The organism is Parvibaculum sp., from assembly GCF_035511255.1.
In the GTDB taxonomy this organism is placed as follows: domain Bacteria; phylum Pseudomonadota; class Alphaproteobacteria; order Parvibaculales; family Parvibaculaceae; genus Parvibaculum.
Map to the genome: position 1 here is coordinate 1 of NZ_DATKFR010000427.1, position 1,507 is coordinate 1,507.

Sequence of the window (1,507 nt, forward strand, 5' to 3'; positions counted from 1 at the left end):
GCGCGACGCCCGGAATGAGATTGGTCGTCGCATTGCCGGTATCGATCGAGGTGATCTCGAAATTCGACGGCTGGAAATGCGCATTGCCCTTGTCGAGCACATGCGCATCGAGCCGGCGCAGCATTTCCATGAGACGCGGCAGCGGATTGTCGGCGAGATGCGGATAGGCGACATGGCCCTGTTGTCCGCGCACCGTCAGCCAGCCATTGATGCTGCCGCGCCGGCCGATCTTCACCATGTCGCCGAGCTTCGTGACGCAGGTCGGCTCGCCGACGAGGCAATGGTCGATGGTCTCGCCACGCGCCTTGAGCGCCTTCAGCATCTTCGCCGTGCCGTTGATGCCCGGTCCTTCCTCGTCGCCGGTGATGAGGAGACTGATCGAACCTTCGCCTTCGATAAGCTTTCCTTCGCGCACCAGCCGCGAGGCGGCGGCGACAAAACTCGCGATCGAGCCCTTCATGTCGGCGGCGCCGCGCCCGAAGAGGCGGCCACCCTTGATCTCGCCGGCGAAGGGATCGACCGACCACGAGGCTTCATCGCCGACAGGCACGACATCCGTATGCCCGGCAAAGCAGAAATGGGGCGCACCGGCGCCGATCCGCGCATAGAGATTGTCGATGTCGGGCGTGTTCTCGTCGCTGAAGCGCATGCGCTCGCAATTGAAGCCGAGCGGCGCGAGGTAATCCGCGAGCGTCGCCAGCGCACCCTCGTCCTTCGGCGTGACGCTCGGACAGCGGATCAGCTCGATGGCGATCTCAAGGGGATCGTAGGGGGCGGCTGCGGTCATGGTCATCCCGTGTACCGCGCTCCCGAAAAGCCGTCAAATGGCGCAGAAAATCGCCGGAAGGTCAGTCGAGCTGGTTCTCGCGCACGATGCGCTCATGCCCGTCCGTCACGCTCTTGACGCGGTACTGGTAGCCCGCGCCTTCGGTCGGCAACTGGCGGACGACGACATAATGGCCGCGCGCGGTCGCGAGATAGGAACCGCCGGGCTGGAATTCGACCGTCTGGCCGATCTGGAACTTGTGGGCCTGCATCTTGCGCTCCTTTGGGCTTTGCGTGCGCGAAGGAGGCGTGATGGTCCCGTCGGCATGGCGATGTAGCCCTCTCATGGGCTTATCGCGCCAAATACGCAATCTTTATCTTTTAACGGGGCGGACGGGCGGGAAAACGCCTAGGCTGGCGGCCGTCTGAGTCGGTGGCGTTCCGCCGGTCAGGAAATAGGAGGGCAAATTGGCCAAGGGTCAGCAGAAGAGCAATCGCGAAAAGAAAAAGCCGAAGAAGGATGCGAAGGTAAAGGCCCCCGCATCCGGCTCGGTCTTCGCCGCGCCCGCCCCGGACCGTAGCAAGGGCGGCAAGAAGAAATAATCCGGTCAGTCGCGCAGAAGCTCGTTGATCGAGGTCTTCGAGCGCGTCTGGGCGTCGACCGTTTTCACGATCACGCAGCAATAGAGGCTGGGCGAGGGCGATCCGTCGGGATTGGCCCGGCCCGGCAGCGAGCCCGGCA

Annotated in this window: 3 protein-coding genes and 1 pseudogene; 1 reads left to right on the forward strand and 3 read right to left on the reverse strand. The window is 63.7% G+C overall.

Going from position 1 to position 1,507, the window contains the following annotated elements; translation table 11 throughout:
* Both dapE and VMR03_RS16115 read right to left on the reverse strand, forming a co-directional pair.
* The coding region (gene dapE / locus VMR03_RS16110; RefSeq protein WP_325407010.1) for a succinyl-diaminopimelate desuccinylase at positions 1-787 on the reverse strand (787 nt) is incomplete at its 3' end.
* Between the two features lie 61 nt (positions 788-848).
* On the reverse strand, positions 849-1,037 hold the full coding sequence (locus VMR03_RS16115) for a hypothetical protein (protein ID WP_325407011.1): 189 nt from the start codon (positions 1,035-1,037) through the stop codon (positions 849-851).
* Between the two features lie 196 nt (positions 1,038-1,233).
* On the opposite strand from VMR03_RS16115, the gene VMR03_RS16120 reads away from it, so the two are divergent.
* Positions 1,234-1,368, forward strand: coding sequence for a hypothetical protein (locus VMR03_RS16120; RefSeq protein WP_325407013.1), 135 nt, complete (start codon positions 1,234-1,236; stop codon positions 1,366-1,368).
* Positions 1,369-1,373: 5 nt separating this feature from the next.
* Here VMR03_RS16120 and VMR03_RS16125 read toward each other — a convergent pair.
* Positions 1,374-1,507, reverse strand: a pseudogene (locus tag VMR03_RS16125) (2,3,4,5-tetrahydropyridine-2,6-dicarboxylate N-succinyltransferase); the annotation flags it as partial.